Source organism: Shouchella patagoniensis (genome assembly GCF_002019705.1).
Taxonomy (GTDB): Bacteria; Bacillota; Bacilli; order Bacillales; family Bacillaceae_D; genus Shouchella; species Shouchella patagoniensis.
The window spans coordinates 995,151-1,015,784 of the sequence record NZ_KV917377.1; the positions used below are offsets into that span (position 1 = coordinate 995,151).

The following is a 20,634-nucleotide window of genomic DNA, read 5'->3' on the forward strand; positions in this document are numbered from 1 at the left end:
AATACTATTAAAGCGTCATTGCAAATTGTTTCTACTTCATAAAAAAAACACCTTTAAGAGGTCAAGTGGTTTGAATAACCACTATCACTTAAAGGTGTTTTCATTCACATTAAAGACAGTCCTAAATGTTCATTTAGGCTATCTACATTGTGTGGATTGGCGTACCTAGTGCAGCTTCAGCCGCTTCCATTGTAATTTCTCCAAGGGAAGGGTGAGCATGAATCGTAAGGGCGATGTCTTCAGCTGTCATACCAGCTTCAATTGCAAGTCCAACTTCTGCAATCATATCTGATGCATTCGGACCAGCAATTTGTGCACCAATAACAAGACCGTCTTCTTTACGAGTGATAAGCTTCATAAAGCCATCAGAATCGTTAAGTGACAACGCACGCCCATTTGCTGCAAATGGGAACTTCGTTGCTTTAACCTCGTAACCAGCATCTTTTGCTTCTTGATCCGTATAACCTACAGTCGCAAGTTCTGGTTCAGAGAAACATACCGCTGGGATTGCTAGGTAGTCTACTTCAGCTGCTTCACCGCTAATTGCTTCAGCAGCCACTTTCGCTTCATAAGATGCCTTATGTGCAAGCGCAGGACCAGGAACGATATCACCGATTGCATAAATGTTTTTTACATTTGTGCGGCACTGTTTATCAACATTAATTAAACCACGATCAGTCATATCAATGCCGATGCCTTCAAGACCAAGTTCTTCTGTGTTTGGTTTACGACCAACAGTAACAAGTACGTAATCCGCTTCAATAACTTGTTCTTCGCCTTTTACTTCAGCAGTTACTTTTACGCCATTGTCCGTTTCTTCCACACCTTTAGCCATTGCTTCAGTATGGAACGTTACGCCATTCTTTTTCAGCTTTTTCTCAACAAGTTTTGCCATTTGTTTTTCGAATCCAGGCAAGATTTGTTTAGAGCCTTCAAGAACAGTAATTTCTGTGCCAAGGTTTGCATACGCACCTGTAAGCTCTATACCGATATAACCGCCACCAATAACAACCATTTTTTTAGGTACTTCTTTAAGAGCAAGCGCACCAGTGGAGTTAATGACACGGTCCGTATATTTAAAGCTAGGGATTTCAATCGGGCTTGAACCCGTAGCGATAATACAGTTCTTGAATTTATACGTGCTTGAGTTTTTCTCGTCCATGATTTTCACGGAGTCTTCCCCAGAGAAATACGCTTCACCACGAATAATTTCAACTTTATTTCCTTTTAACAAGCCTTCTACTCCGCCAGTTAATTTATTAACTACAGAGCCTTTCCATTCTTGCACTTTGTTAAAATCGACAGTGACATTTTCAGCCATGATGCCGATATCATCAGAAGTTTTAGCAAGGTGAGCACGATGACCTGCTTGAATAAGAGCTTTTGAAGGAATACATCCAACATTCAAGCATACGCCCCCAAGGCTATTCTTTTCAACAATCGTTACTTTTTGTCCAAGTTGTGCTGCACGAATTGCTGCAACATAACCTCCTGGACCTGAACCAATTACGAGCGTATCTACTTCTTGTGCGAAATCTCCAACAACCATTTGTTACCCCTCCATCAATAGTAATTGTGGGTCATTAAGCAAACGTTTAATTTGGTTAAGCGCGCTTTGTGCTGTTACACCATCAACTAAACGGTGGTCATAGCTCATTGATAATGAAAGCATAGTGCCCACAACAATCTCGCCGTTTTTCACAACTGGCTTATCTTCAATGCGGCCGATACCTAAAATCATTACTTCTGGGTGGTTAATGACTGGTGTAAACCACTGTCCACTTGCAGAGCCAAGGTTCGAAATAGTAGCTGAACCACCTGACATATCTGCACCTGTCAATTTACCATCACGGGCTTTTCCTGCTAGCTCATTAATCTCGTCTGCCAATTGGAAAATTGATTTGCGATCTGCATCTTTAACTACAGGAACAACTAAGCCTTGCTCAGTATCTGCCGCAATCCCGATGTTGAAATACTTCTTGTAAACGATTTCGCCAGCATCATCATCAATTGATGCATTAAGCGCTGGGTATTTGCGAATTGCGGAAGTCAACGCCTTTACGACATATGGAAGATACGTTAATTTCGTACCTTGATCTGCTGCAATTTGCTTGTACTGTTTGCGATGTGCAACAAGTGCAGTTACATCAATTTCATCAAGATGTGTAACGTGAGGCGCAGTTTGTTTTGATTTAACCATTGCTTTAGCGATCGCTTTGCGAATTCCTTTAAGCGGAACACGCTCTTCTAGCTGTTCACTTGAAGCAACAGGTGCAGATGGTGATTTTTGAGTAGTCTCTTCTTTAGCTTCTTTTTGATCAGCTGCAGATTCTTCTACTTGTCCACCAGAAGCAAACGCATCAACATCTTCCTTTAAAACACGGCCGTTTTTGCCAGTGCCTTTAACTTTTGAAATCGTAACGCTTTGCTCACGAGCATACTTACGTACAGAAGGCATAGCAATTACGCGAGAATCATCATCAGAATCAGTGCTTTCGCTTGAAGTATCTTCTGCTTTTTCCGTGCTTGCAGAATCCTCTTTCTTTTCTTCTTTTGGTGCTTCTTCTTTGCTTTCTTCCTCTTCCTCATCACCTGAGCCATCGTCAATTACAAGGATGACATCTCCAACATAGCTTGTTGTACCCTCGTCTACTTTTACTTCAAGAACTTTCCCATCTACAGGAGATGGTAATTCAACAACGGATTTGTCATTTTGAACTTCAAGAAGAATGTCATCTTCTTTAACTTCGTCTCCTGCTTTAACAAACCATTTTACAATTTCGCCTTCGTGGATTCCTTCGCCCACTTCCGGCAGTTTATATTTATAAGCCACGGCTTAAGCGCCTCCTTCATTATAACTCGAAATCGTGCTCTATAAAAGAAAGAACGATACTGGTTTTAAAACCAGCTTCGTTACTCTCTTTTTTGGTCACGCTTTTTGGAGATTTAGAAATTGATTACTTCTTTTGCTTTTTCTACGATAATAGCTGGGTTTGGAAGCCATGCATCTTCAACTGCAGCAAACGGATAAACTGTATCAGGTGAAGTTACTCGCAAAACTGGAGCTTCAAGTGAAAGAATTGCACGTTCAGTAATCTCTGCAACAATTTGTGATGCAATTCCAGCTTGTTTCTGTGCTTCTTGTACAACAATTGCACGATTTGTTTTTTCAACAGATGCAATAACTGTTTCAACATCAAACGGGCTAACAGTCATTAAATCGATAACTTCTGCTTCAAATCCAGCTTCCGCAAGTTCTTCAGCAGCTTTCATTGATGCTTGTACCATTGCACCGTAAGCAATAATCGTAATATCTTTACCTTCACGCTTAATATCTGCTTTACCAAGTTCTATTGTATATTCTTCTTCAGGAACATCTTGACGGAAAGAACGGTATAATTTCATATGTTCAAGGAATACAACAGGGTCATTATCACGAATGGCAGAAATTAAAAGTCCTTTTGCATCATAAGGGTTAGAAGGAATAACAACCTTCAATCCTGGTGTTTGTGCCATAAGACCTTCTAGTGAATCTGCGTGCATTTCCGGAGTCTTAACGCCTCCGCCAAAAGGAGAACGAACTGTAATTGGCATAGTTTGCGTGTTTCCGGAACGAAAGCGCCAGCGTGACATTTGGCCAGCTACTGAATCAAAAACCTCAAATACAAATCCAAAGAATTGAATTTCCATAACCGGACGATGACCAGTTAACGCTAGACCAATTGCCAATCCACCAATACCTGACTCAGCAAGAGGGGTATCAAAAACGCGATCTTCGCCAAATTCTTTTTGTAAACCTTCCGTTACCCGGAATACGCCGCCGTTGTTGCCAACGTCTTCTCCGAACACAAGGACATCTTCATTTTTGTTAAGCTCATTACGCATGGCATCCGTAATCGCTTGTGCCATTGTCCAATTACCCATGGGTTACTTCGACTCCTTTGCCGTATACTCTTCCAACTGCTCACGAATATTTACAGGAGGATTTTCAAACATAAATCCAAGCAAATCTGTTACATTTTGCTTTGGAGTTCTATCTGCATCTTTAATAGCTTGTTTAATTTCTTCTTTTGCTTGTTCAACGACTTCGTTTTCTTTGTCTTCACTCCAAAGCTTTTTGCCTTCAAGGAATTTACGGAAACGAATAAGTGGATCTTTTTTCGCCCATTCATCATCTTCATCTGAAGTACGATAGCGAGTCGGGTCATCCCCAGCCATTGTATGAGCACCATAACGATAAGTTAATGTTTCGATAAGTGTAGGACCTTCTCCCGCAAGAGCGCGTTTACGTGCATCTTGAGTTGCTTTATAAACAGCAAGGACGTCCATGCCATCTACTTGAATGCCTTCAATACCGGCAGCAACTGCTTTTTGCGCAATTGTTTTTGCAGCAGATTGTTTCTCAACTGGTACAGAAATTGCAAAACGGTTGTTTTGAACAATAAATACCGCTGGAGCATTATACGCACCTGCAAAATTCATTCCTTCATAGAAATCACCTTGTGAAGCACCGCCATCACCCGTGTAAGTGATTGCAATATTATCTTTCTTTTTACGTTTCAAACCTAGTGCAACACCAGCAGTTTGAACGATTTGAGCACCAATGATAATCTGAGGAACAACAATATTTAGTCCTTCTTCAAACTGGCTACCACCAAAGTGACCTCTTGACCATAAGAAAGCTTGATGAAGTGGAAGACCATGGAACACAATTTGTGGAATATCACGATATCCAGGCAAGATCCAATCTTCTTTATCAAGTGCAAAATGAGAACCAAGCTGTGAGGCTTCCTGTCCAGCTGTAGGAGCGTAAAAGCCCAATCTTCCTTGACGATTCAACGAAATTGCACGCTGATCCCAAATACGCGTGTATACCATACGACGCATTAATTCTTGTAACTGTTCGTCGCTTAGATCAGGCATAGCTGATTCATTTACGACTTCACCTTCCTCATTCAAAATCTGGAAGGTTTCAAATTGCTCTTCGACTTGCGCAATTGTTTTAGTACTCAATTTGTCCACCAATCCTCTCATATTAAAAAAAGCGGTATGTGCTTTCTTGCTTGTATAAACATTCATTAACGAACGCACCTTTAGCATACCCAATCCATAAGGATACATAACCGCATAGGCGGCTTCTTAAACCAGCCCTAATAATAGCGGATGAGCAATCGTTCAACTGTTACAAAAAAAAATTATAATCAGTAGTACAACCCATCTTTGTAAGTAAGTCTACATGAAGAATGAACATAACGTCAATCCTTTTGCTTACTTATTATTTGTGTTAATTGTTAACAGCTCATTATAACCATAAATTTCGACTGTGTTATAGTATATAACGAATGTGAACTAGTACAGACTTTCATTCCTATCACAAAAAAGCACGCTTATTCAAAGCGCACTTCTAGGTCAGACGCTTCATAAAACGCCCGTTTCGCATCATTATATGTAGTAGTATGATCATTGAAGTTGTTTGTAGCTTCTTGTAACTCTTCGTACTTTTCATTTGTTGTATCAATATGTCCTGTTAAAGTATCAACATCAAGCTCTTCGTCTTTAAGCATTTCATATAATTGCTCATCTAAATCAAGTGCTTCATTATATAAAGTATATAGCGTCTGATAACTCCCGTGCCTTTCATCCATAGCCGTTTGCATCTCTTCTGCAAGCACCTTTAATTCATCATCTTCTAGATCTTCAAAAGAAGCTTCCGCATTTTCAAATTCACTATAACCCTCTTCGATACTTTCTTGTTCCGTTGAAATAAGCTCACGTCTTTCATTCACTGTTTCAATCGCTTGATCCGCTAGCTCCACAATTTCTTCAAATTGATCCATATCAAGCTCAACAATTTGAGAGTAAAGCTCTGTTCCCCGTTCTTCCGCATCAACTAGAGGTTGTTGTTGAGTATCAAAACCCTCATTTTCTATTTCAGCCGCTTGTTCCAAGTGGTCGTGAATCGTTTCCGTTGCTGTTTGGCTACATGCAGCTAAAAACAATGCTGAACAAGCAAACCCAGCCAATAATTTCTTATTTGACACAAATTCTCCTCCTTCGACCTTTTTCAACCTTATTTATCTAATATCACAATATCTGACATAGGAATGTTTGGCAAGTAAGACCCGATTTTTTTTCAAATAAATGGGCGTTTATCCAACCATTCCGTGCCCACCTGCATACGATAAGTATTGAATAGCCTAAGAAATGAGATAACCTAAGGAGGAATATCAGATGAGTTACGGATACGGTGGATATGGTGGATACGGTGAACAATGTTGTGAGTCTTACGGGTATGGTGGAGGTTACGGCGGCGGTGGCAAAGGTTTTGCATTGATTGTCGTTCTTTTTATCCTTCTAATTATTGTTGGCGCTTCTTGGTTTAGCGGTGGAGACGAAGGTCCTGAATGTGGCGGACCTTGCCAAGGCCCTGGACCTGGACCAGGTCCAAAAAAATAAGACTTTCATATACAGGAAAAAAGCAGCGCTATGCCTAGCGTCTGCTTTTTTTTGCCCTTGCACTGTAAGACGAATATCCTTAAACTAAAGTGAGAGAAACGAAGGAGTGATACATATGATTACAATGGATCAAATTGTCCGTGAAGGAAACCCTGTCTTGCGTAAAGTAGCAGAACCTGTTGGTCTTCCTTTATCAGATATAGATAAACAAACACTTCTATCCATGCTAGAGTTTATTAAAAATAGCCAGGATCCAGAAATAGCAGAAAAATACGGACTTCGACCAGGGGTCGGCTTAGCCGCACCACAAATCGGCGTTTCAAAACGTATGTTCGCAGTCCATGCTACAGATGAAAATGGTAAAGAGTACAGCTTAGGAATTGCAAATCCTAAAGTTGTCAGCCATTCAATAGAAAAAAATGAACTTGAAAATGGCGAAGGTTGCCTCTCCGTTGACCGAGAAGTTGAAGGACTTGTCCCTCGTCATGCTCGCCTTACAGTTAAAGGAATTGATCACGAAGGGAACCCTGTTACGCTAAGACTTAGGGGCTATATCGCTATAGTGTTCCAACATGAGCTTGATCATTTAGATGGCATTATGTTCTATGACAGAATTGAAGGGTTAAACGACCCCCATAAAAAGCCATTACCGGGCTTCGCGCTTTAACTGGCATAAACTCCCTCGGTTTCTTCTGTCAATGCTGTTTACACTATAAAATAAGATCCAACGACCGAGAGGAGTATTTACATGCTAAAGAAGTGGCGCAGAAAGCTGGTAAACGGTTGTAAAAACCTATTACCAAAAACCCTGTACTTGGACGTTTAAGTTTTTTAACACAAGGAAAAACTAGAAAAGCCAATCTGAAAATGTAGGTTGGCTTTTCTTCATTTAAAACAAACCATGAAATCTACACGATTTTCCTATATAATGAAATGAATACCGTTTAAAGGAGAGGACAGAATGATTTTTAAAGTATACTACCAAGAAGATGCTAGCCAAGCTCCAGTCCGCGAGCGTACGGAATCTTTGTACATAGAAGCCGAGAGTGAAAGTGATGTTCGCTTAAAATTGGCTCCCGAAGGCTACAACATCGAATATGTAACAGCTCTTACAGGAGCATACCTTAGTTATGAAAAAGAGCATGAGGATTATAAGGTTGTGACACGTTCATCATGAAACAAGTAAAGAATAACCAAACAGCCGTTTTTGCACTTGGTGGCATGGGCGAAATCGGCAAAAACACATACGGTGTGCAGTTTCAAGACGAAATTATTTTAATTGATGCTGGCATCATGTTCCCAGAAGATGACCTTCTCGGAATTGATTATGTGATCCCTGATTATACGTATCTTGTTAAGAATCGAGATAAAATTAAAGGTCTTTTCATCACACACGGTCATGAAGATCATATCGGTGGAATCCCTTATTTGTTAAGAGAATTAAATATTGATGTTTACGGTGGCAAATTAGCTCTTGGCCTTTTAAAAGGAAAACTCGAAGAACATGGCCTACTACGTACCGCTAAACTACATGATATCTCTGAAGACCAAGTCATCAAGTTTACTAAAACCTCTGTTTCGTTTTTCCGGACAACCCATAGTATCCCAGATTCTTATGGCATTGTTGTAAAAACTCCACCTGGAAATATCGTTCATACAGGCGATTTTAAATTTGATTTCACACCAGTCGGGGAACCCGCTAACCTAACGAAAATGGCAAAAATCGGGGAAGAAGGTGTTCTTTGCCTTCTATCAGATAGTACCAATAGTGAAATCCCCGATTTCACTATGTCAGAAAGAAAAGTTGGAGACAGCATTAATAACGTCTTTCAAAAAGTTGATGGTCGGATTATTTTTGCAACCTTTGCGTCCAATATTCATCGTTTGCAACAAGTGATAGAGGCAGCTGTCACTCATGACCGGAAAGTATGTGTATTTGGTAGAAGCATGGAATCCGCAATTGCGATTGGACAAGAACTTGGCTATATTACTGCACCAAAACAAACGTTTATTGAGCATTCCCAGTTAAACAAGTTACCAGATAATAAAGTAACAATCCTTTGTACTGGAAGCCAAGGAGAACCAATGGCGGCTCTATCACGAATCGCTTTTGGCACACACCGTCAAATTCAAATCATCCCTGGCGACACTGTTGTATTCTCTTCTTCACCTATTCCAGGAAATACGTTGTCTGTCGGAAAAATCATTAATCAATTATACCGCGCTGGGGCCAATGTCATTCACGGACCGCTAAGTGATATCCATACATCTGGACATGGTGGACAAGAAGAACAAAAATTGATGCTGCGCCTAATGAAGCCTCAATATTTTCTTCCTATTCACGGAGAGTATCGAATGCTCCGCACACACAATCGATTAGCACAAGACTGTGGTGTTCTTGAAGAGAATTGCTTTATTATGGATAATGGCGATGTTTTAGCCCTCCATCCAAATGAGGCAGGAGTCGTCAGTAAAATTCCTTCTGGTTCGGTTTATGTGGATGGAAACGGCATTGGAGATATTGGTAACATTGTTTTACGGGATCGACGAATTCTTTCCGAAGAAGGCTTAGTAATTGTTGTTGTTAGCCTAGATATGAAAGAATTTAAAGTAACAGCAGGACCAGATATTATTTCTCGTGGATTTGTTTATATGAGAGAATCCGGTGATTTAATACATGAAGCTCAAAAATTGCTGGCTAAACACTTAGATGATGTGATGGAAAGAAAAACAAACCAATGGTCTGAGATTAAAAACGAAATGACCGATCTGCTTGGACCATTTCTATATGAACGTACAAAAAGAAAACCAATGATTCTTCCAATCATTATGGAAGTTTAAAAAAGAGCGCTGCTTTTGCAGCGCTCTTTTAACTAGGATAAAGCAAACCCCAACCTTGAATACAGTCCAAAAAACCTCTGAGAGCTATCTCAGAGGTTTTTTGGACTAAGTCCTAGATAGAACGCTGCTTACTTTTCTTCTTTTATTCCAAGCACTCGATTCACCCGTTTAGTCAGCATTTTCATACCGCCTCCACCTGCTTGAAAGTGGCGCAGTTGACCTTCTGCATCAAAAACATAATAAGCTGGCACATATTCATTTTCAAATGCATCCGTTAATTTATGCTCACTATCAACAAAAATCGGTTGACTAATGCCATGTTCTGCCGCTACCTTTTTAATTTCATCAAGATCTAAATCCTTCTCAGAACGAGGCATATGGACAGCAATTACATTTAATTGCTCGTTATACTGATCGCGGAATTCATTAACATTTGGCATTGCCTCTTTGCATAATCCACAACTAATAGACCAAAAATGAATAAGAGTTGGCTTACCTCCCACTAAATCTTCTTTTGAGAGTTCCCCGTTGAGCCACTCCGTTGCACCTGTAAGTTCAGGCATTTGTGAACGTAGTTTTAAAGCCATATCAATAATCCTCCTCTATGATCGAAGAACAGAGGCCTAACACATTGGCTAGACCTCATACATTCTTTCCTATTAAAGTGTAGCTTGTCCAGGCTTCCAGTTTGCCGGGCACAATCCACCCGTTTGAAGCGCTTGAAGTACGCGAAGTGTCTCATCAACGTCACGCCCAATGTTGTTATGGTTAACAACAGAATACATTAATTCGCCCTCTGGGCTAATGATGAAAAGTCCACGAAGCGCAACACCTTCATCTTCAATTAAAACGCCATACTCACGAGCTACAGAATGGTTCGTATCTGCCGCTAGTGAATATTCTAAATCTCCAAGACCGTTATCGTCACGAGACGTATTAATCCACGCTTTATGCGTGTGAATTGTGTCTGTAGATACACCAATCACTTCAGCATCAAGATCTTCAAACTCATCAAAACGATCACTTAAAGATGTAATTTCAGTTGGACACACAAAAGTGAAATCCATTGGATAAAAGAACAATACTGTCCATTTATCATTTTTCATATTTTCTTCTAGGCTTACCTTACCAAATTCTTTGTTTGGAAGCACAGCGTCCATTTCAAAGCGTGGAGCTTGCTTACCTACCATACGTTTTTCAGTCATATCTCTCTAATACCTCCTCAGTAATCCATACAGTCCACATTATAAAGGTGATCCTATTACGAGTCAATTTTAATTAAGAATGAATTTAATCTAAAAGACAATCTTTAGACGGAATGAAGCTATAGAATAGGGATTTATCTAGGAAGACCTTCTCATTTCCAGTTTATCTTTTGAGATTTATCTCTATTTATGCTACCCTCAAGTCAATTAGGAGGATTAAAAAATGAATGTTGATTTTTATAGTTGGTTAGATCACCCTATCGCTCAAACAGTCTGGCAAATCATTCTCGCTTTAATTATATTCTTTCTCGTTAGAGTTGCCGGTCGAAAAATGATTTCAAAAGTCTTTCAAAAACCACGCTCTAGTCAAACATCGCAAGCACGTCTGAAAACATTAGAAAAGTTAATGCTAAATGTGTTTTCCTATGTATTGTTTTTCATTATTGCTTTTAACATCTTAGAGTCGTTAGGCTTTCATTTAGGACCGCTATTAGCAGCTGCTGGGGTGCTTGGCCTTGCAATCGGTTTTGGTGCTCAAGGACTTGTCAGTGATGTTGTGACCGGATTCTTTTTATTACTTGAACGCCAGTTAGAGGTAGGCGATTATGTTACTGCTGGTGGGGTCGATGGGATCGTGGAAGAACTCGGGTTTCGGACAACCTTAATTCGTGGCTTTGATGGTACCCTTCATTATTTGCCTAATAGGAATATCTTGAATGTTGATAACCACTCACGTGGCAACATGCGTGCCCTAGTCGACCTTACCGTTCCGGCTGGTAAAAAAACAGAAGAATCGATCCAAGTGGTGCAAGACGCTTTAAAACACTTTTCACACCCAGCTATTATTTCTGGTCCAGAAGTTGTTGGTGTAGAAACAGATGATATGTCGACAACGGTTATTCGTATTATTGCTAAAACAGGGAACATGCAGCAATGGGATGTGGAAAGAGCAATCCGCAAAACCATCCGTACGTCTTATGAAGAAGATCAGTCTGAAAAAGAAATGTAAAAAAGAGGCTTTCAATTGAAAGCCTCTTTTTTTTATTGATTTTGCAAAGTCTGTTGAACACGTTGTCCAATTTCTTGAGCGGTCAGACCATCAGCAGAAATAATACTCATATCGCCCTGTGGACTCATTCCTGCAACATCTGGATCTCTTCCAGAGACAACACAACAATCGCAACCTTGTCCTTCTTCTTCATTATTAATTTGTACGACATCATAACCCATTCCTTGCAACTCTTGTTGAACATCAGAAAGACCTGACTGAACCCCAATTTTCGCCATGGTGATAACCCCCTTTTTTAGATAGCACTAGTATGTGCTAAAGGAGCATGATTATTCATCAACGAATCAAGTTCATCACACTAGTTGCCTTTTTTATTTTTTAAAAAAGAGACCATGTGTGTAATAGCTAGCGGCATTGCCTCTTCTTTTGGGTTTAAACGTTGATCATGAAGTCCAAAGTCGCTGTCAACACCAAGCCAAAACATCATACCTGGAATCTCTCTCAAAAAATAGCCAAAATCTTCCCCAGTCATCGCTTCTTTTGCTTGTACAAAAGAGACGTTTTCTTGTTTTTCAGTAAAAGACTGAAATGATTCCGTTAACTTAGGATCGTTATAAACTTCACAATAATTTGCACCATAATCAATCTTTGCTGTGCATTGAAAACCTAATTCTAACCCTTTTATTAACGATTCAATTCTCTCTTTTACTTTCTCCATTGAATTAATAGAAAGTGTTCGAATTGTCCCTTCAACTCGCGCGTGTTCCGCTATAACATTTTGCTTTGTACCTCCTGCAATCACGCCAATTGTCACAACAGCAGAATCAAGAGGGTCGATATTTCTTGATATAATCGTCTGTATTTGCGTAACAAAATGCGCAGCTGCCACCACCATGTCATTAGCGGTATGTGGATATGCCGCATGTCCACCTTGCCCTTTAAAGTCAATAAATAATTCAGATGTATTCGCAAATAGCAATCCAGGTTTTGTTGAAATCGTCCCTACTGGTAAATTCGGATCAATATGAAGTGCATAGATTTCGTCCGGAGTCCAATCTGCTAATGCGTCTTCCTCTAAAATTGGTTTTGCTCCGCCTGGTCCTTCTTCAGCAGGCTGAAAAATAAATAATAGAGTACAGTCTGGTTGTTCTTCACTAAAATGGCTAAGAATCCCCATCGCAATTGCCATATGGAGATCATGGCCGCACGCATGCATAGCACCTTGGTGTGTTGATTTAAATGGGAGATCCGTTTTTTCATTCAAAGGAAGTCCATCCATATCTGCCCGATATGCAATCGTATACGTCGATTTCCCTTCAACTCTAACAAAAATTCCAGTTCTCCATGTTTTAACTTGCAAATACGTTTGATTCATTTCAGCAATCATTTCAAGAAGCAGCTGTTGTGTTTTCACTTCTTGGAATCCTATTTCCGGAATTTGATGTAAGTTACGACGTAATGATAAGGAGTCCAATGTATTCATGATATTAACGACCTCTTTACATCTTTTATTGCCTCGCGGAAAACTTGAATAAAATGATTTGCTTCTTGCTGAGTAAGCGTAAGAGGTGGAAGCAATCTTATGATTGTTTTTTGTGTAATATCGATTAATATACCTTTATTTATCATTGTCCGCTGAAGGGCTTTTGCCTCTTCAGGTTTAAGTTTTGTTGGGAGGCCAATCATCATCCCTTTTCCTCTAAAAGAACCTAGGAAATCTGGAAATTCCATTTGCACTTGAGCTAACTGCTGATGCAGAACAACTGCTACATTTTTACTTTGTTCCAATACACCTGTATTTAAAACGTTTAATACTGTTAGCCCAAGGGCACTACTAAGTGGAGAGGGAGCAAAGGTTGTTCCATGATCACCTGGTAAGAAAAGATTATTTAGTTCAGGTTTTACGATGAGCCCTCCTAAAGGCAATCCTCCCCCAACTCCTTTTGCAAACAAAATAATATCTGGTTTTATATCTGTATGCATATATGCAAACAATTCTCCTGTACGTCCCATGCCTGTTTGAATTTCATCCATACAGAAAAGCATCCCATGTTCTTTACTTAAAACGGCAGCTTGATTAATAAATGTTTCCGTCAACGGCACTACACCGCCAGAACCTAGAACTGGTTCCATAAGTAAAGCAGCTGGTTGATGTTGTTGAATCACATGTTCCAATTCCTCAAGATTTTCAGCTTCTACCTCAAAAACGGGCAAATCATGTAAAGGGAAATCTTGATATACGCCTTGTTGTCTTGTTAATTTTAATGCACCAAGCGTCCGTCCATGAAAGCTTTGTTTAAGTACAACAATTCCTTTTTTGCTCTCATTTGCTTTACTCCATTTATGAACTAATTTTATAACGGCCTCGGTTGCTTCAGCTCCAGAGTTTGCAAAAAAAACTTTTCCTCCTATTGTAGAATTACTAAGTTCTTCTGCTAATTCAACAGCTGGTTTGTTTACATATAAATTTGAAATATGTAAGAATTTGCTTCCTTGATCCACTAATGTTTTTGTTATTTCAGGATGAGAATGACCAATAACATTAACAGCCAGACCTGTTATCAAGTCCAAATAACGATTACCTTCCTCATCAATTAAATAATTTCCTTGTCCTTCTTTCACGACAAGCGGTAAACGTCCATATGTTGACATGATTGCTTGATTATCCCGTTCAATCCAATTCACGACTATGCCACTCCTCTTTCTATGAAAACAGCTTTGCCAAGGGGCAAAGCTGTTGTTTCATATCAATCTTCGTTCAAACGACGAAGTTCTTGTTTGATCTCTGTTTTTCCTTTTGTTTTCTCATCTATTTCTTTTATCACACGTGCAGGCGTTCCTGCAACTACCGTGTTTTCAGGAACATCCTCTGTGACAATCGCGCCAGCAGCAACAACAGCACCTGCTCCAACCCGAACGCCCTCTAAAATAACAGCATTTGCACCAACAACTACGCCATCTTCAATAATAACAGGAGAAGCAGATGGTGGTTCAATTACACCAGCAAGTACAGAGCCCGCGCCAATATGGCAGTTCTTCCCTACTGTTGCACGCCCTCCAAGGACCGCATTCATATCGATCATTGTGCCTTCTCCGATAACTGCTCCAATATTAATGCTTGCCCCCATCATTATGACTGCGCCTTTTCCAATTTCTACTTGATCACGGATGATGGCACCCGGCTCAATACGCGCTTCAATTCCTTTTAAATCAAGAAGTGGAATAGCTGAGTAACGACGATCGTTTTCTACAACATAATCTTCAATTGCAGCTTTATTTTCATTGAGTACAGGTCCGATTTCATCCCAATCACCAAAAACAACACCTACAGAACCAGTAATAAACGCTTGTACACTTTCACCAAAAGTTAACGTGTCTAACTGCCCTTTTATATGTACTTTTACAGGTGTTTTCTTTTCAGCTTTAGAAATAAATTGAATAATCTCGTTTGCATCCATCATTTTCATTTGTGTAGCCTCCTTATGTTACTGTTCATTATGATAAAGTGTGTCGCCAAAAAATGCAATCGGCTAGCCTAAAATCCAAATAATAAACGTTATTGAAAACAAACTAACCAATGTAGTCATTAAAGTTATAGTTGATACTAATTTTGGTTGTGCATCAAATTGAACAGCATACATAACTATAGTAGCTGCACTAGGCATGGCAGCAGAAACAATTAATATCTTTCCTAATTGATCACTGATAGGAAGAAAAAAAACAATGATAAAAGCTAGCGCCGGGGAAATTACCATACGCAATATAACGGCAGCACTAATTCGTTCCCACTTAAAACCATGCCATTCAATCATTGCCAACTGCATTCCTAAAATTAACATCACTGTAGGAATAGCAGCTTCAGCGATCATATCAATCGTTAAAAACAAATTTGCCGGTACTGAGATCGATAGTGCATTAAAACAAAGCGCTATAACTGTTGCATATGTAGCCGGCATTCGAAAAATGGCTTTTATTGCCCCTGATATAGGGGCCCTTCCTTTTGCTGCATAATAGACACCAAAAAGATTCATAAGAATCGATTGCAACACCATAAAAGAAACAGCAAGAACGAATGCACCTTCACCATAGGCAAATAGGATAATGGGTGTCCCGTAGTTTCCGACGTTCATAAAAGCTGTCGTTAAAATCATGCCACTTTCTTCATTCACAGTTAGCTTTCGCAATCGTGCATAACACTTCGTCAAGAAGATTAATGAAAACATCAACACTAATGCAAACACAATCATATAAGCATACTCAATATCTAAAGGTGATACATAAAAGGTACGAAAAACCAAACAAGGAGTCATTATATATATGGCGAGAGTTGAGATTGAACGAATATCAAGCATAAAAGCTCGCTGAAGTAAAAAACCAGCAACAAAAACGATGCATACAGGTAAAACAACTTGAATAAAAATAACCATTTTAGATCTCCCTCTTTACGAAAAAGAAAAACGAACACAAGGTTCGCTTTTAATTAATAAAATCACTTATAAACAGAGTATTCATTTTCACTAAATTAACAGTTTCATCGATACTATTATAGCTGACCATTGACTATTAGGAAAGATAGCTAAAAAACAAAGACCCCCTGCATTTGCGCAAGGGTATCTTTATTAGTTGCTTTCAGATTTTTCTAATTGATACTCATGTTCCTGTTGATCAAAAACAACAATTGGTTTTAAAACAGAAACCCCTTCTTTAGCAAGAATATCTAAAATCTCAAAATTGATTTCCTCTTTCACTTCATGCCACTCTGACCATGACACTGTTTTTGTGAAATAATAGATAAAAATATTGTAACTTGACTCTGCAAATTCATCAAAATAAATCATTACTGTATCTGATACTACACCTGAATGACTTAAAATTAATTTACGGATCTCTTGCACGGCGTGCTCCAGTTCCACTCTCGATGTTTCTTGTCCAACCCCAATGGAATAATTAACTCGTCTCATATTCATCTCTGACCAGTTCGTAATCGCTTCATTTGAAAGGGTTTTGTTTGGAACAACAACAACTGCATCCGCGAAGGTTCTAATCTTAGTACTTCGAAAAGTGATGTCTTCAACTGTTCCCTCAACAGAAGCAGAAGAAATCCAATCGCCTTTTTTAAACGGCTTCTCTGTTATGATAACAATTCCACCAAAGAAGTTAGCTACAGTCTCCTGTGCAGCTAAAGCAAACGCTAATCCACCAAGACCAAGCCCAGCAATAAACCCGTTAACATCTACACCAAAGCTAGACAACACCGTCACGGACGTGAGGGCGATGACAACAAATCGAAGAATATTTGATATAAATGGAATCAACATATGATCATCGCTTAGGTGTAATTTTTGCTTCGTAAATGCCATAAATGTGCCGTGCGTAGATACGTAATTGTACAGTCCCCATCCTCCAAGGATGACTAGACTTGCTGAAAAAAGATTACTTAAAATCGTACTGTCCGCCACAACAACACCAAAGTTTGAAAGTGCTACAAAAGCACCAATTACGACAAATAGTGCACGTAATGGTCGCTCATAAGATAAGAGCAACTGAGTTAATAATGTTGCATGTGTTTTTCTTGATATGCCTAAAATAATACGAAACAAGTATTTTGTAAACAATTTGCGAAAAACAAGAAAAACGAAAAAAATACCAATTGCGATAAGCAAATCCATCCAGCGAAAGGTCGTTATGGACGCAACTGTATCTTCCCACAATGAAATCATCTAGGAAACACCTCTTACCATATTCTCTTGTTTCATTTTATCATGTATATGCATTGCCTGCTATTGTAAAAGCTCTCTTATTAATCGACCCATTAGTGACTGAGCATTTATACCGTCACTAATGAATGGCGTTAATTCATTTGCAAATTCAGAATGAGTGTTTATAATAGTCCTGCCTTCAGGTTTATTTTTCATTACATACACAAGCACTACTGTTACAGCAATCAAAACAATCGGACTTTTTTTCATTTCGTGTTCTCCCTTATCATTAGTGGTACGATTAGCTTGTACGTTTATTTCTCCATTATGCTGCGAGGAGTTGAAAGGCGCCTGGATGAATGTATCCAACCACATCAAGAAAACAGAAAATAAGATTAATGCTCGCCATTATATGGCCAATATTAGTTACTCAAGTTGGGTATACAGCTATAAATGTCGTTGACACAATGATGTCCGGCCGGGCCGGTACAGACGATCTTGCAGGAGTTGCAATTGGTTCAAGTCTGTGGATGCCGATTATGGCAGCTGTAGGCGGATTGCTTTCAGTCACCCCAATTATTGGACAATAACTGGGCCAGAAAAAAACAAGGAAGACATCGCTCATTTTGCAATGCAGACTCTTTACTTATCAGTGGCATTGGCTCTCATTGTTTTAATTATGGTTTTTTTTGTAGTTGACCATATCCTTACATTTATGAACTTACAAGAAAATGTCCATGCCATCGCAAAACACTACTTAATTGACCTGTCTTTAGGTTTAATTCCTTTTTTGCATCGACAGTACTTCGTTACTTTTTTGACGCACACGGTTTTACTCGAATCCCTATGATGATCATTGTAGTTGCTATTCCTTTTAATCTGTTCCTGAATTATGTCTTTATTTTCGGCAACTTCGGTTTTCCACAACTTGGCGGTGTCGGTGCTGGTTATACGACTGCAATTACTTATTGGATTATTTTTTTTGTTAGTATTTATTTCACCTTCAAAATAAAGAAAATCCGTCCATACGGCCTATTTCGATCTTGGCCAAAACCGTTATTACCGACTTGGAAAAGTCAACTTGCAATTGGTGTTCCGATTGGACTCTCCATTTTCTTTGAAGCGAGCATCTTCTCCATCGTCACATTATTTATGGGTACGATGTTCTCAACGGTTATTATAGCTGCTCATCAAGCAGCAATTAATTTCTCTTCCCTTTTATTTATGGTACCTTTAAGTATCTCTCTTGCATTAACAATTTTTGTTGCTTATGAAATTGGTGTGCATGGCGTCTCCATAAAATAACGAGAAAGTACGATTCTTTATTGAATAAGGGTTAAACGTTTGAAGACTTATCCTTTTGGCGAGAATGACAATCGTGACCATTTTTCGAACGATAGTCGATTTCATTAAGAGCTCACATTTATTTGGTATTCTTATTATGATCAATTAGTTGGAGGGAATAAAAAATGAAAAAACAACTTAGTTTATTATTTGTTTTAACACTAGCTATCATGTTTCCGCAGATTGCATCTGCACATTCTCATTATCAATCATCTACTCCTGGGGATGAGGAAGAAGTCAGTGATGTTGTAACAGAAATTAGTGTGACGTTTGATGGCAGCATCGCAACCGGAGACTTAACTGTCTGGAATGAAGAAACAGACGAGGAAGTTGAAGTTGATAATGTAGATATTGAAGACACTTCAATTACAGCTCAGTTAGACGAACCACTTGTAAATGGAACGTACAGAGTTGATTGGGAGAATATTGGGGCTGACACGCACGCTATCGATGGTAGCTTTTCATTTACAGTAGAGGCACCAGAAGATGCAACACCAGAAGATGAACTCACCGCTGAAGAAGATGCAGCTAATAATGCAGAAGAAAGTAATGATGAGACCACTCAATCTGAAACAGTATCAGAGACTGAGGAAACCGAATCTGGCTCAACAGTTTTATGGATTTCTGTGATCCTTGGCGCTTTATTTATTATCGGCTTGATCATTTTCGCTATTTCACGTAACAAAAAACAATAAATTTTTTATATGAAGAGGAAGAGGAGCTCATGATACCAAAATGAACTCCTCTTTTTTGTTTTTATTAAAACTTCCGTATACAATGAAACGATTAACTGAGCGATTTAAGAAAAAATAAAAAATCCGGAGTTTTTCGTTTTGAGTTTACCCCGTTTGAGCTATAATGATTAATAAGGATTATTTTTTATTTGGCACAAGACCTTCCTGTGAATTAAAAGAGATAGCCCCCTAACGAAGCAAAGCTTCATTTAATCACGTTATGTATTGTGTAACAAGGAGGTTGTCTATTGTTAAACAAATCAATTGTTAAAAAGATCATTGTGCTGCTTTTAGTAGTTGCAGTGGGATTATTTATTTATTTTAACCTTTCGGCATTCATGCCTGTTTTATTGGCTTTGCTGACGGCAATGATTTTTGAGCCGTTCGTGAAGTTTTTGAAACGCAAAATGAAAAGCGAACGACGGTTACTGCCTGTCACCATCGTTTTTCTTTCTTTTTTATTAGTAAGCGGGCTTCTCTTATACATATCAATCCGCTATCTAGTAGAATCTGTATATGGCTGGACACTTCAGGTTCCCCAGTATGCATTCGAAATTCAACAGTTCGCAGATGAAGTGATCCGGAATTTCCAGGAAACGCTTGAAACAATTCCACAAGGTTCAGCGATCATTGCAGAGCTAGAGCGTCTATCAACAACTGCAGTAGATGCAACATTAGGCTTTACAGCAACTGTTATTACTACGCTTGCTTCTTGGTTGCAATCCATTCCTAATTTGTTATTTGTTGCGCTTATCTACATTATTACACTCTTTTTATTTAGTTTGGATTTACCTCGCCTATTATCAAATGGATTCAACTTATTCAAAGACGAAACATCACAAAAATTACAGTTTGTCTTCCGCAGAATGGGAAAAGTATTCTTAGGTTATTGGAAAGCGCAATTTATACTTAGTATCGGTGTATTCATTGCATGCTATGTAAGTCTCTTGTTTATTGCCCCAGGACCCGCATTAATTATGTCCATTCTCATATGGGTTGTAGATATCATCCCACTTTATGTCGGACCTGCGTTAATTCTAGTTCCATGGGGACTGGTTGTAATTATCCTTGGCAATACAGCAATGGGTGTACAGTTAATGATATTAGCGCTCGTCTTACTAATTATTCGAAGAATTATTGAACCTAAAGTACTTGGTGATTCAATTGGGTTAAATGCGTTACCAACTGTTTTATCAATGTATTTTGGCTTTGTCTTTTTTGGAGTGATGGGACTAATCCTTGGGCCATTTGTTTACATTGCCATTCGATCCGCAAAAGAAGCTGGACTTTTTAGGTTAACTGTTCAGGAAAGCCCACTGACAAAAGATCATTCATAAGGTTTAAAA

Annotated in this window: 23 protein-coding genes and 1 pseudogene; 10 read left to right on the forward strand and 14 right to left on the reverse strand. The window is 39.0% G+C overall.

Annotated elements, in window-relative coordinates; genetic code table 11:
* Positions 1-142: 142 nt before the first annotated feature.
* From lpdA to BK584_RS05365, 5 genes are all read right to left on the reverse strand, one after another.
* Positions 143-1,549, reverse strand: coding sequence for a dihydrolipoyl dehydrogenase (gene lpdA / locus BK584_RS05345; RefSeq protein ID WP_078391636.1), 1,407 nt, complete (start codon positions 1,547-1,549; stop codon positions 143-145).
* Positions 1,550-1,552: 3 nt separating this feature from the next.
* Positions 1,553-2,833 (reverse strand): dihydrolipoamide acetyltransferase family protein, encoded by a 1,281-nt coding sequence (locus tag BK584_RS05350; RefSeq protein WP_078391637.1) that lies wholly within the window; start codon positions 2,831-2,833, stop codon positions 1,553-1,555.
* Positions 2,834-2,946: 113 nt separating this feature from the next.
* The gene (locus BK584_RS05355; RefSeq protein ID WP_078391638.1) at positions 2,947-3,924 is read right to left on the reverse strand and encodes an alpha-ketoacid dehydrogenase subunit beta; all 978 of its coding nucleotides are present in this window, start codon (positions 3,922-3,924) and stop codon (positions 2,947-2,949) included.
* A gap of 3 nt (positions 3,925-3,927) precedes the next feature.
* Positions 3,928-5,034: a pyruvate dehydrogenase (acetyl-transferring) E1 component subunit alpha gene (gene pdhA, locus BK584_RS05360; RefSeq protein WP_078395422.1), complete on the reverse strand. Its 1,107-nt coding sequence runs from the start codon at positions 5,032-5,034 to the stop codon at positions 3,928-3,930.
* A 353-nt stretch (positions 5,035-5,387) separates the two neighbouring features.
* Positions 5,388-6,041 carry a YkyA family protein gene (locus tag BK584_RS05365; protein WP_169871075.1) on the reverse strand — a complete coding sequence of 218 codons (654 nt, stop codon included), beginning with the start codon at positions 6,039-6,041 and terminating at the stop codon, positions 5,388-5,390.
* A 259-nt stretch (positions 6,042-6,300) separates the two neighbouring features.
* On the opposite strand from BK584_RS05365, the pseudogene BK584_RS25695 reads away from it, so the two are divergent.
* The 4 genes and pseudogenes from BK584_RS25695 to rnjA all read left to right on the forward strand — a co-directional run.
* Positions 6,301-6,387, forward strand: a pseudogene (locus BK584_RS25695) (YjcZ family sporulation protein); the annotation flags it as partial.
* Positions 6,388-6,571: 184 nt separating this feature from the next.
* Positions 6,572-7,123, forward strand: a complete 552-nt coding sequence (gene def, locus BK584_RS05375; RefSeq protein ID WP_078391641.1) for a peptide deformylase — start codon at positions 6,572-6,574, stop codon at positions 7,121-7,123.
* 294 nt (positions 7,124-7,417) lie between these two features.
* The gene (locus BK584_RS05380) at positions 7,418-7,633 is read left to right on the forward strand and encodes a DNA-dependent RNA polymerase subunit epsilon (RefSeq protein WP_078391642.1); all 216 of its coding nucleotides are present in this window, start codon (positions 7,418-7,420) and stop codon (positions 7,631-7,633) included.
* Positions 7,630-9,297, forward strand: coding sequence for a ribonuclease J1 (gene rnjA / locus BK584_RS05385; protein ID WP_078391643.1), 1,668 nt, complete (start codon positions 7,630-7,632; stop codon positions 9,295-9,297). Before BK584_RS05380 ends, rnjA begins: the two co-directional genes overlap by 4 nt.
* Positions 9,298-9,425: 128 nt before the next feature.
* On the opposite strand, the gene BK584_RS05390 is transcribed toward rnjA, so the two are convergent.
* Positions 9,426-9,884: a redoxin domain-containing protein gene (locus tag BK584_RS05390; RefSeq protein WP_078391644.1), complete on the reverse strand. Its 459-nt coding sequence runs from the start codon at positions 9,882-9,884 to the stop codon at positions 9,426-9,428.
* Positions 9,885-9,956: 72 nt separating this feature from the next.
* A complete protein-coding gene (locus tag BK584_RS05395; RefSeq protein ID WP_078391645.1) occupies positions 9,957-10,502 on the reverse strand; it encodes a peroxiredoxin in 546 nt (181 codons plus the stop codon).
* 223 nt (positions 10,503-10,725) lie between these two features.
* Here BK584_RS05395 and BK584_RS05400 point away from each other — a divergent pair, with 223 nt between their 5' ends.
* Positions 10,726-11,511 carry a mechanosensitive ion channel family protein gene (locus tag BK584_RS05400; protein ID WP_078391646.1) on the forward strand — a complete coding sequence of 262 codons (786 nt, stop codon included), beginning with the start codon at positions 10,726-10,728 and terminating at the stop codon, positions 11,509-11,511.
* A 32-nt stretch (positions 11,512-11,543) separates the two neighbouring features.
* Here BK584_RS05400 and BK584_RS05405 read toward each other — a convergent pair whose 3' ends face one another.
* The 7 genes from BK584_RS05405 to BK584_RS05435 form a co-directional block, all read right to left on the reverse strand.
* The gene (locus tag BK584_RS05405; protein WP_078391647.1) at positions 11,544-11,789 is read right to left on the reverse strand and encodes a YkuS family protein; all 246 of its coding nucleotides are present in this window, start codon (positions 11,787-11,789) and stop codon (positions 11,544-11,546) included.
* A gap of 80 nt (positions 11,790-11,869) precedes the next feature.
* On the reverse strand, positions 11,870-12,994 hold the full coding sequence (locus tag BK584_RS05410) for an N-acetyldiaminopimelate deacetylase (protein ID WP_078391648.1): 1,125 nt from the start codon (positions 12,992-12,994) through the stop codon (positions 11,870-11,872).
* The gene (locus tag BK584_RS05415; RefSeq protein ID WP_078391649.1) at positions 12,991-14,196 is read right to left on the reverse strand and encodes an aspartate aminotransferase family protein; all 1,206 of its coding nucleotides are present in this window, start codon (positions 14,194-14,196) and stop codon (positions 12,991-12,993) included. The genes BK584_RS05410 and BK584_RS05415 overlap by 4 nt, the downstream gene beginning before the upstream one ends.
* A gap of 62 nt (positions 14,197-14,258) precedes the next feature.
* Positions 14,259-14,978, reverse strand: coding sequence for a 2,3,4,5-tetrahydropyridine-2,6-dicarboxylate N-acetyltransferase (gene dapD / locus BK584_RS05420; RefSeq protein ID WP_078391650.1), 720 nt, complete (start codon positions 14,976-14,978; stop codon positions 14,259-14,261).
* A 63-nt stretch (positions 14,979-15,041) separates the two neighbouring features.
* Complete coding sequence (locus BK584_RS05425; protein ID WP_078391651.1) at positions 15,042-15,938, reverse strand: AEC family transporter; 897 nt, start codon at positions 15,936-15,938, stop codon at positions 15,042-15,044.
* Positions 15,939-16,130: 192 nt separating this feature from the next.
* Positions 16,131-17,231, reverse strand: coding sequence for a mechanosensitive ion channel family protein (locus tag BK584_RS05430; protein WP_078391652.1), 1,101 nt, complete (start codon positions 17,229-17,231; stop codon positions 16,131-16,133).
* A 60-nt stretch (positions 17,232-17,291) separates the two neighbouring features.
* Positions 17,292-17,480, reverse strand: a complete 189-nt coding sequence (locus BK584_RS05435; protein WP_078391653.1) for a hypothetical protein — start codon at positions 17,478-17,480, stop codon at positions 17,292-17,294.
* A gap of 89 nt (positions 17,481-17,569) precedes the next feature.
* Here BK584_RS05435 and BK584_RS25305 point away from each other — a divergent pair, with 89 nt between their 5' ends.
* From BK584_RS25305 to ytvI, 5 genes are all read left to right on the forward strand, one after another.
* Positions 17,570-17,800, forward strand: a complete 231-nt coding sequence (locus BK584_RS25305; protein ID WP_078391654.1) for an MATE family efflux transporter — start codon at positions 17,570-17,572, stop codon at positions 17,798-17,800.
* Between the two features lie 41 nt (positions 17,801-17,841).
* Positions 17,842-18,060 carry an MATE family efflux transporter gene (locus BK584_RS25530; RefSeq protein WP_078391655.1) on the forward strand — a complete coding sequence of 73 codons (219 nt, stop codon included), beginning with the start codon at positions 17,842-17,844 and terminating at the stop codon, positions 18,058-18,060.
* Complete coding sequence (locus BK584_RS05450; protein WP_139365614.1) at positions 18,060-18,515, forward strand: MATE family efflux transporter; 456 nt, start codon at positions 18,060-18,062, stop codon at positions 18,513-18,515. The genes BK584_RS25530 and BK584_RS05450 overlap by 1 nt, the downstream gene beginning before the upstream one ends.
* Positions 18,516-18,679: 164 nt before the next feature.
* Entirely contained in the window at positions 18,680-19,249 is a 570-nt protein-coding gene (locus BK584_RS05455) for a copper resistance CopC family protein (RefSeq protein ID WP_078391657.1), read from the forward strand.
* A 287-nt stretch (positions 19,250-19,536) separates the two neighbouring features.
* Positions 19,537-20,625 (forward strand): sporulation integral membrane protein YtvI, encoded by a 1,089-nt coding sequence (ytvI, locus tag BK584_RS05460; RefSeq protein WP_078391658.1) that lies wholly within the window; start codon positions 19,537-19,539, stop codon positions 20,623-20,625.
* The last annotated feature ends 9 nt before the right edge of the window (positions 20,626-20,634 follow it).

What these genes read in the sequence shown, in the direction of transcription:
- lpdA (WP_078391636.1), bottom strand. Translation starts at nt 1,549, where the DNA reads ATGGTTGTTGGAGATTTCGCACAAGAAGTAGATACGCTCGTAATTGGT.
- BK584_RS05355 (WP_078391638.1), bottom strand. Translation starts at nt 3,924, where the DNA reads ATGGGTAATTGGACAATGGCACAAGCGATTACGGATGCCATGCGTAAT.
- pdhA (WP_078395422.1), bottom strand. Translation starts at nt 5,034, where the DNA reads ATGAGAGGATTGGTGGACAAATTGAGTACTAAAACAATTGCGCAAGTC.
- def (WP_078391641.1), top strand. Translation starts at nt 6,572, where the DNA reads ATGATTACAATGGATCAAATTGTCCGTGAAGGAAACCCTGTCTTGCGT.
- BK584_RS05380 (WP_078391642.1), top strand. Translation starts at nt 7,418, where the DNA reads ATGATTTTTAAAGTATACTACCAAGAAGATGCTAGCCAAGCTCCAGTC.
- rnjA (WP_078391643.1), top strand. Translation starts at nt 7,630, where the DNA reads ATGAAACAAGTAAAGAATAACCAAACAGCCGTTTTTGCACTTGGTGGC.
- BK584_RS05390 (WP_078391644.1), bottom strand. Translation starts at nt 9,884, where the DNA reads ATGGCTTTAAAACTACGTTCACAAATGCCTGAACTTACAGGTGCAACG.
- BK584_RS05395 (WP_078391645.1), bottom strand. Translation starts at nt 10,502, where the DNA reads ATGACTGAAAAACGTATGGTAGGTAAGCAAGCTCCACGCTTTGAAATG.
- BK584_RS05400 (WP_078391646.1), top strand. Translation starts at nt 10,726, where the DNA reads ATGAATGTTGATTTTTATAGTTGGTTAGATCACCCTATCGCTCAAACA.
- BK584_RS05405 (WP_078391647.1), bottom strand. Translation starts at nt 11,789, where the DNA reads ATGGCGAAAATTGGGGTTCAGTCAGGTCTTTCTGATGTTCAACAAGAG.
- BK584_RS05410 (WP_078391648.1), bottom strand. Translation starts at nt 12,994, where the DNA reads ATGAATACATTGGACTCCTTATCATTACGTCGTAACTTACATCAAATT.
- dapD (WP_078391650.1), bottom strand. Translation starts at nt 14,978, where the DNA reads ATGAAAATGATGGATGCAAACGAGATTATTCAATTTATTTCTAAAGCT.
- BK584_RS05425 (WP_078391651.1), bottom strand. Translation starts at nt 15,938, where the DNA reads ATGGTTATTTTTATTCAAGTTGTTTTACCTGTATGCATCGTTTTTGTT.
- BK584_RS05430 (WP_078391652.1), bottom strand. Translation starts at nt 17,231, where the DNA reads ATGATTTCATTGTGGGAAGATACAGTTGCGTCCATAACGACCTTTCGC.
- BK584_RS05435 (WP_078391653.1), bottom strand. Translation starts at nt 17,480, where the DNA reads ATGAAAAAAAGTCCGATTGTTTTGATTGCTGTAACAGTAGTGCTTGTG.
- BK584_RS25305 (WP_078391654.1), top strand. Translation starts at nt 17,570, where the DNA reads ATGTATCCAACCACATCAAGAAAACAGAAAATAAGATTAATGCTCGCC.
- BK584_RS25530 (WP_078391655.1), top strand. Translation starts at nt 17,842, where the DNA reads ATGCAGACTCTTTACTTATCAGTGGCATTGGCTCTCATTGTTTTAATT.
- BK584_RS05450 (WP_139365614.1), top strand. Translation starts at nt 18,060, where the DNA reads ATGATCATTGTAGTTGCTATTCCTTTTAATCTGTTCCTGAATTATGTC.
- BK584_RS05455 (WP_078391657.1), top strand. Translation starts at nt 18,680, where the DNA reads ATGAAAAAACAACTTAGTTTATTATTTGTTTTAACACTAGCTATCATG.